Below are 6469 nucleotides of genomic sequence, written 5' to 3'. Positions count from 1 at the left end.
CTACCGCCGGCGATGGAGATCAGCTACCAAACCCCTGGGCTCTCACAATGAATGAGGGACCGGCGGGGGGCAGGTCAGTCCCGCGCCCAGGACGCGGTCAATGTGCGTTTCGATCTCTACGAGAACAGCGCCAAGGGCCTCCGGAACGATCCCAACTTCACCCCGGCGCCAAACGTCCGGAAGGGGTACGCCACCAAGCCGAGCGCGACGGACGGCATATGCCTCAACTCCAACAAGGATGTGGTCTACGACCCGGATCAGCCTCCGTCCAAGCAGCCGAACGCACCCGCCATCGGCTTCCCGCGGGAGCCGTGCTTCTATGCCGGCACCTGCAGCCCGGTGAGCACCACCGGGACCTGGGAATGGGATATCGACACCTACTGGGCGGTGAACCACCCGACCGAGCCGTGCAAGAGCAAGAAATCGCAAGTCTGGGACGGTGCCGGCCCCAAGCCGTCGCGCTACTTCGTCTACCAGAAGGAACTCGAGCTCGACTGCGTTAGCGACCGCTCGAAGGGGGATGCCGGCGGACAGATGAAGGAAACGGGAAGCAAGACCTGCTCCAAGCAACCTGCCGGAGGGGCCGAGAGGCGCATCTTGTATGCCGCCGTCATCGACTGCTCGAAGGTGAGCGGGGGCACCAGCACACCGATGGCAGTCGAGGCCTTCGCCAAGTTCTTCATCACGGAGCCGGTGCACAACCCCAGTGATCCGGTGATCTGGGCCGAATTCATCGGCATCGTCGAACCGGGCACGGACAAGAGCGTCGCGCGCGACAACGTGCAACTCTATCGGTGAGGGCGGTCATGTTTACGTTACTGGCCCGTCTTCGAAGTGACGAGCACGGCACGGCGCTGATCGAGGGCGCCATCGTCCTCCCCGTGCTGATGCTTCTTGCCTACGGTGTCTTCGAGTTCTCCAACGCCTTCTATGCCCACCACCTGATGACCACGGGAATTCGCGATGCGGCACGCTACCTGGCCCGCACCGCCGATCCTGCAGCGGCGGCGAGCCAGGCGCGGAATCTCGCCACCACGGGCACCATCGATGGCTCGGGAAGGCGTCGCGTGAGCTGGTGGGCGCCCTCCGACGTTGCCGTCGCCGTTCAGACGATTGCCAACCCGGTCGATCCCGCGACGGGGGAGCGCCCCTATCGCGGCGGCAACCAGATCAGCATCGTCACAGTGAGTACGAGCCCAAGCTACCCGGGTCTGGGCACACTCGGCTTTCTTGGCCTGAGCTCCTTTGCGGTCCGTGCGTCGCACCGCGAGCGCGTCATTGGAGATTGAGGCGATGGCCATGCGTAAGCTCATTCGCGATACCGGGGGCAGCGTCATGGTCGAGGTGGCGGTGACGATCACCCTCACGCTCGTCTTCCTGCTCGGTACGGTGGATTTCCTCTTCGCGTTCCAGCAGTGGAACCGGGCGATCAAGGCAGCCGAGCGCGGCGCCCGCATCGCGGCCGTGTCCGCCCCTGTTGACGCTGGCCTGAAGTCCCTCGACGGGCTCGACACCGGCTTTACGCCGGGTGACCCCCTGCCAGCGGGCTACTATGACATCCTCTGCGACGGCGCGACGCAAAGCTGCACGGGAACACGCGCCGGGACGTATAGCGCCACGGCCATGCAGTGGATCGTCTATGGGCGGGGCGACCAGTCTTGCACGGGCGCCACCGGGCCGTATCGGATCGGCATGTGCGACATCTTTCCCGCGATCGGCCCGGCGAACGTGCGCGTCGCCTACCGGCAGACGGGCCTCGGCTTTGTCGGTCGCCCGGACGGGCCCGTGCCGACGGTGACCATCACCCTGCAGAACCTGACGTTCGACTTCTTCTTCCTGAACGGACTTCTCGGCTTCGGCCGGATCCAGATGCCGGCCATCACCGTGACGGTGACGGGGGAAGATCTGTCCTCAGTCGCTCCTGCGAGTTCGTGAGGCAAACCCCATGCGCGCGTTCGTCGTCTTCCCGAACGAGACTGAACACGGAGCGCAGCTTCTCAAGCGGCTTCTCGAGCAGTTGCGCTACGACGTCACCTTCGTCGACGGCTTGGAGGCACTCAACAGAGAAGGAGGATACGCAAGCCACACGAATTCTATAATTATAGTGCCGGCCATGGGCCCGCTGCGGCCGGGAGCCGCTGAGGTGGTCAAATTCGCCGAGACGGCGATCGGCCGTGGTTTCGTCGTGTACGTCGCGGACGACATGTCCGCCGAAGCATACAAGAGCCTCCTGCGTACGGGGGTGGGGGAATGGGTTACCTGGGCCACGGCGGCGCACGAGATTGTCGAGATTTCCCAGCGCCTGCGTGCGGGTCATGCGCATTCCGCAAGAAGGACGGCCACGATCGCCGCCCTTCTGCCGAGCGGCGGCGGCGTTGGCAACACGACTATCGCGCTCGAGAGCGCCGTCTATCTCGCATCGCTGAAGAGTTGGAGATCGCGCCGCATCTGCGTGGTTGATTTCAATTTCCATGCGAGTGCGCTTGGCGATTACATCGACGTGGAGCCGCGGTTCGGCATCGAGGAGATATACCAGAGCCCGGATCGCCTCGACGGCCAGATGATTGATATCTTCGCGAGCAATCACGAGTCCGGCGTATCGTTTTTCGTGAGCCACCAGACGCAGATCGACTACGCCCATATCGATCAATGCGTCATCTTCGCTCTTCTCGATCAGCTCGGTGAGCGGTATGACTTGGTCCTGGTCGATCTGCCGGCGCTCTGGTTCCCCTGGATCGACAACATTGTCAGCGGCTCGAATGGGATCGTACTGACCTGCGCCTACGGCGTTCCCTCCGTCAAGCAGGCGGCTGTCCGCCTGAGGCGGCTGACGGACGCCATCGCGCCGAAACACCTCTCGGTGGCTGTCAACTTCTGCGAAAGGGGCTGGCTCGGCGGCATCGTTCGCCGATCCGACATCAGTGCCGCCCTTGACGGGCAGCGGGTCTTCTACGTCCAGCGCGACACGGGGTTCGCTGCCGAAGCGACGAACACCGGCCGCCCCATGATGCGGATCAATCAGGGGCGCGGCGTCTGCAAGGACATCAGGAAGATCGCCGATTGGATCGACGGGTTGGCACGCGCGACGTGAGTGGCGATGGGGCGCGGCCGCCAGGGTTGCGGCCGCCCGAGCGGGAGAAGCGGAGGGCGCCATGCGCATAAGCTCTTACAGCCGGTGGGGCTGGTCCCAGGCGAGCAGGCCTGTCGAACCGATTGAGGAACCATCGCCGGCCTCGGTGGCGGACAACAGGTTTTACGAAGAACTGATCGCCTCGAAGCCGGCGCTCATCGACGAGAAGGTCAAGCTCCACGGCAAGATCATCGACGAGTTCAACCTGTCGATGATGGACAAGGTGTCCATCGAGAGCATTTCGGCGCAGATCCGCCCGTTCGTGACCGAATATGTGAAAAGCGAACGGATTGTTCTCAACCAGAAGGAGCTGGAAGCGTTCATCGACGAGATCATCGATGAGATGACCGGTCTCGGCCCCATCGAGCCGCTGCTCAAGGATCCGACGGTGAACGACATTCTCATCAACACGCACATGTCTGTCTACGTCGAGCGCTACGGGCAGCTCGAGCCCACGTCCGTCAGGTTCAAGGATGAGGCGCACCTCTTGCGCATCATCGGGAAGATCGTGGCCGGCGTCGGGCGCCGCGTCGACGAGTCCTCGCCCACGGTCGATGCGCGTCTGCCCGACGGCTCGCGTGTGAACGTTGCAGTGCGCCCCGTGGCCGTGGATGGTCCGCTCGTCTCGATCCGCAAGTTCTCGAAGCGCCCCTTCTCCATGGATCGCCTCGTCGACATCGGGGCTCTCAGGCCGCCAATGGCGGAAGTACTGCGAGCGGCCGTGCAGGGACGCATATCGATCATCGTGTCCGGGGGCACGGGCAGCGGCAAGACGACCATGCTGAATGCGCTGTCGAGCTACATCTCCCCGAAGGAGCGCCTCATCACCATCGAGGATGCGGCCGAACTGCAACTGCAGCAGCCGCACGTCGGCCGCCTCGAGACCCGGCCGCCGAACGCCGAGGGCAAAGGTGAGATCCGGCAGCGGGAGCTCGTCAAGAACGCCCTGCGCATGCGACCCGATCGCATCATCATTGGCGAGGTCCGCGGCGACGAGGCCTTCGACATGCTGCAGGCCATGAACACCGGTCACGAAGGGTCGATGACCACCATTCACGCCAACAACCCGCGCGACGCCATGCGGCGCCTCGAGCAGATGGTCGGCATGGCCGGCATGCCGATGTCGATTACCTCGATCCGCGCCCAGATCGCCTCGGCGATCAATCTCGTGGTGCAGTTGCAGCGTCTTGCCGACGGCAAGCGGCGAATGATCAGCGTCAGCGAGATCACCGGAATGGAGGGCGATGTCATCCAGATGCAAGAGATCTACCGCTTCGTGCGCGAAGGGCTCGATCAGAACGGTGGCATCGTCGGCTCCTACCGGGCGACGGGCATCCGCCCGAACTTCCTCAAGGAGCTCAAGTCGATCGGGATCGACATTCCCGGCAACTACTTCGATCCAACCCAACCACTTTGAGGCCGACGATGCGTGAACCATGGCTCGTTTATGTGCTGGTGTTCGCGGCCGTGTTCTTTGCCGTGCAGTTCGCCTACGGCTACTACACGCGCATCCTGCGCACACGTCGGCACGTCAACCGCCGGCTGGCACTTCTCGATGTCCACCTCAGCCCCATGGAGGCTCTGGAGCTCTTGAAGCGCGAGCGCGGCCTCGCGGACACCTATCTGGTTCGCAGGGTTCCCTACCTTTCCCGGCTCCTGCTGCAGTCTGGGCTGCGCCTCAGGGGCCTTTCCCTCTCGGCAGCGATCTTCGCCATTTTCATCGCCTGGTTGGTGGTCTGGTCGTTCGTCTTCGACGCGGCCCTCCTGACACTCGCCATATCCCTCGCCGCCACGATTGCGATGAGCCTCGGCGCGCTGCGGATCATGCAGGCGCGGCGGATCGGCCGATTCGCCGAGCAGTTGCCGGACGTGATCGACATCATTGTCCGCAGCCTCAAGGCAGGCCACCCGCTCCTTGTGTCCTTTTCGCTTGTGGCACGCGAAATGCCGGATCCCGCCGGTACGGAATTCGGCGTCACCTGCGACGAGATCACCTATGGGCGCGATCTGGCCACCGCTCTGCACGGGCTCTGCCAGCGCGTCGGCTATCTCGATCTTGTGTTCCTTGCGACGGCGATCACAGTCCAGAACCAGACGGGCGGCAATCTGAGCGAGATCCTCCAGCGTCTCTCCCAGATGCTGCGGGCCCGCTTCAAGATGCGGCGCAAGGTGAAGGCGCTGTCTGCCGAGGGGCGGTTCTCCGCCGTGGCGCTGAGTTTCATGCCACTCGTCGTCTTCATGGCGTTGAACCTGCTCTCACCGCGGTTCTACGGCGACGTGTGGGGAAATCCGGTTCTTCACCTTTCGTTTTCCCTGTGTGTTGTGATGACGTTAATAGGTAATGCCATCATGTATAAGATGGTCCACTTCAAGTTCTGAGGGTGGCGGCCATGAACGCGGAAGAAGACGTCGTCTGGGTGGTCGCACTGATCGTCTTCACGATCGTGACGATGCTCTCGCTCTGGATGGGCCTTCACGCCTCCAAGCGCGGCCGCATCCGGCAGAGATTGCAGGTCGATACGGGCGGGACCGGGCTGGAACGTGATTCCGTCAACACGCTGAAGGGCATCGTCAAGGCGACGATCGGTGACGAGAGCATCGGTCTCGACCAGGGGGCCAGGGCGCAACTGCGCATGGAACTGCTGAGGGCCGGGTTCTTTTCGGCGGATGCGCCCTTCATCTTCACGCTTGTCAAGTCGGTGACGGTGATATTCCTGCCGACCGTGCTTTACATCGTGGTCTTGAGGGACCTCGCCCATCTGCAGATGTTCGCCAAGACGGCGCTGCTCGGAGGTGCATTCCTTCTATCCTACTACCTGCCTCAGGCCTATATCAGGCGGCGCCAGCGACTGCTCGCCGAGCGATACAAGATTGCGTTCCCAGATTTCCTCGACCTGATGGTCGTGTGCGTCGATTCTGGCTTGAGCCTCGAAGCGGCCCTCGAGCGAGTCGGGGCGGAGCTGCAGACCAAGGAGCCCGAGCTTGGATTCAATCTCGCCCTGATGGGTAGCGAGATGCGCGCAGGGCGCAGCACGATCGATGCACTGCACAGTCTGGCGAATCGACTGGGCCTCGACGAGGCGCGGGCACTGACCATGCTCTTGCAGCAATCCTTGGAGCTCGGCACCGATATTGCACAATCGCTGCGTACATTTAGCGATGAAATGCGCGACAAGCGCCTGTCACGCGCGGAGGAGCGGGCGCATGCGCTGCCTGTCAAGTTGGTGTTGCCGCTCGGTGCATTTATATTCCCTGTCCTCTTGCTTGTAATCATGACTCCGATTTTGATCAGGATTCTCGGAGCGTTCGGCCGGTCGTGATCTGCCGTGGTGGGGGTGG

The 6469-nt window shown here is 63.0% G+C and carries 7 protein-coding genes; all 7 read left to right on the top strand.

The window, feature by feature from the left end; genetic code table 11:
- The first annotated feature begins 102 nt into the window (after window positions 1-102).
- The 7 genes from QNA08_RS13315 (at window position 103) to QNA08_RS13285 (ending at window position 6450) form a co-directional block, all read left to right on the top strand.
- On the top strand, window positions 103-798 hold the full coding sequence (locus QNA08_RS13315) for a hypothetical protein (protein ID WP_283741194.1): 696 nt from the start codon (window positions 103-105) through the stop codon (window positions 796-798).
- An 8-nt stretch (window positions 799-806) separates the two neighbouring features.
- Window positions 807-1289, top strand: coding sequence for a TadE/TadG family type IV pilus assembly protein (locus tag QNA08_RS13310; RefSeq protein WP_283741193.1), 483 nt, complete (start codon window positions 807-809; stop codon window positions 1287-1289).
- A 10-nt stretch (window positions 1290-1299) separates the two neighbouring features.
- Window positions 1300-1935 (top strand): TadE/TadG family type IV pilus assembly protein, encoded by a 636-nt coding sequence (locus QNA08_RS13305; RefSeq protein ID WP_283741192.1) that lies wholly within the window; start codon window positions 1300-1302, stop codon window positions 1933-1935.
- 10 nt (window positions 1936-1945) lie between these two features.
- Window positions 1946-3091: a CpaE/TadZ family protein gene (locus QNA08_RS13300; protein WP_283741191.1), complete on the top strand. Its 1146-nt coding sequence runs from the start codon at window positions 1946-1948 to the stop codon at window positions 3089-3091.
- Between the two features lie 61 nt (window positions 3092-3152).
- Window positions 3153-4547: a TadA family conjugal transfer-associated ATPase gene (locus QNA08_RS13295; RefSeq protein WP_283741190.1), complete on the top strand. Its 1395-nt coding sequence runs from the start codon at window positions 3153-3155 to the stop codon at window positions 4545-4547.
- An 8-nt stretch (window positions 4548-4555) separates the two neighbouring features.
- On the top strand, window positions 4556-5509 hold the full coding sequence (locus tag QNA08_RS13290; protein WP_283741189.1) for a type II secretion system F family protein: 954 nt from the start codon (window positions 4556-4558) through the stop codon (window positions 5507-5509).
- An 11-nt stretch (window positions 5510-5520) separates the two neighbouring features.
- Window positions 5521-6450: a type II secretion system F family protein gene (locus QNA08_RS13285; RefSeq protein WP_283741188.1), complete on the top strand. Its 930-nt coding sequence runs from the start codon at window positions 5521-5523 to the stop codon at window positions 6448-6450.
- Window positions 6451-6469 lie beyond the last annotated feature (19 nt).

This window comes from Chelatococcus albus (genome assembly GCF_030067675.1).
GTDB lineage: Bacteria > Pseudomonadota > Alphaproteobacteria > Rhizobiales > Beijerinckiaceae > Chelatococcus_A > Chelatococcus_A albus.
This window is presented reverse-complemented; position numbering and strand designations above follow the sequence as displayed.

Coding starts and splice junctions, on each gene's coding strand:
- QNA08_RS13310 (WP_283741193.1), top strand. CDS start 807: ATGTTTACGTTACTGGCCCGTCTTCGAAGTGACGAGCACGGCACGGCG.
- QNA08_RS13305 (WP_283741192.1), top strand. CDS start 1,300: ATGCGTAAGCTCATTCGCGATACCGGGGGCAGCGTCATGGTCGAGGTG.
- QNA08_RS13300 (WP_283741191.1), top strand. CDS start 1,946: ATGCGCGCGTTCGTCGTCTTCCCGAACGAGACTGAACACGGAGCGCAG.
- QNA08_RS13295 (WP_283741190.1), top strand. CDS start 3,153: ATGCGCATAAGCTCTTACAGCCGGTGGGGCTGGTCCCAGGCGAGCAGG.
- QNA08_RS13290 (WP_283741189.1), top strand. CDS start 4,556: ATGCGTGAACCATGGCTCGTTTATGTGCTGGTGTTCGCGGCCGTGTTC.
- QNA08_RS13285 (WP_283741188.1), top strand. CDS start 5,521: ATGAACGCGGAAGAAGACGTCGTCTGGGTGGTCGCACTGATCGTCTTC.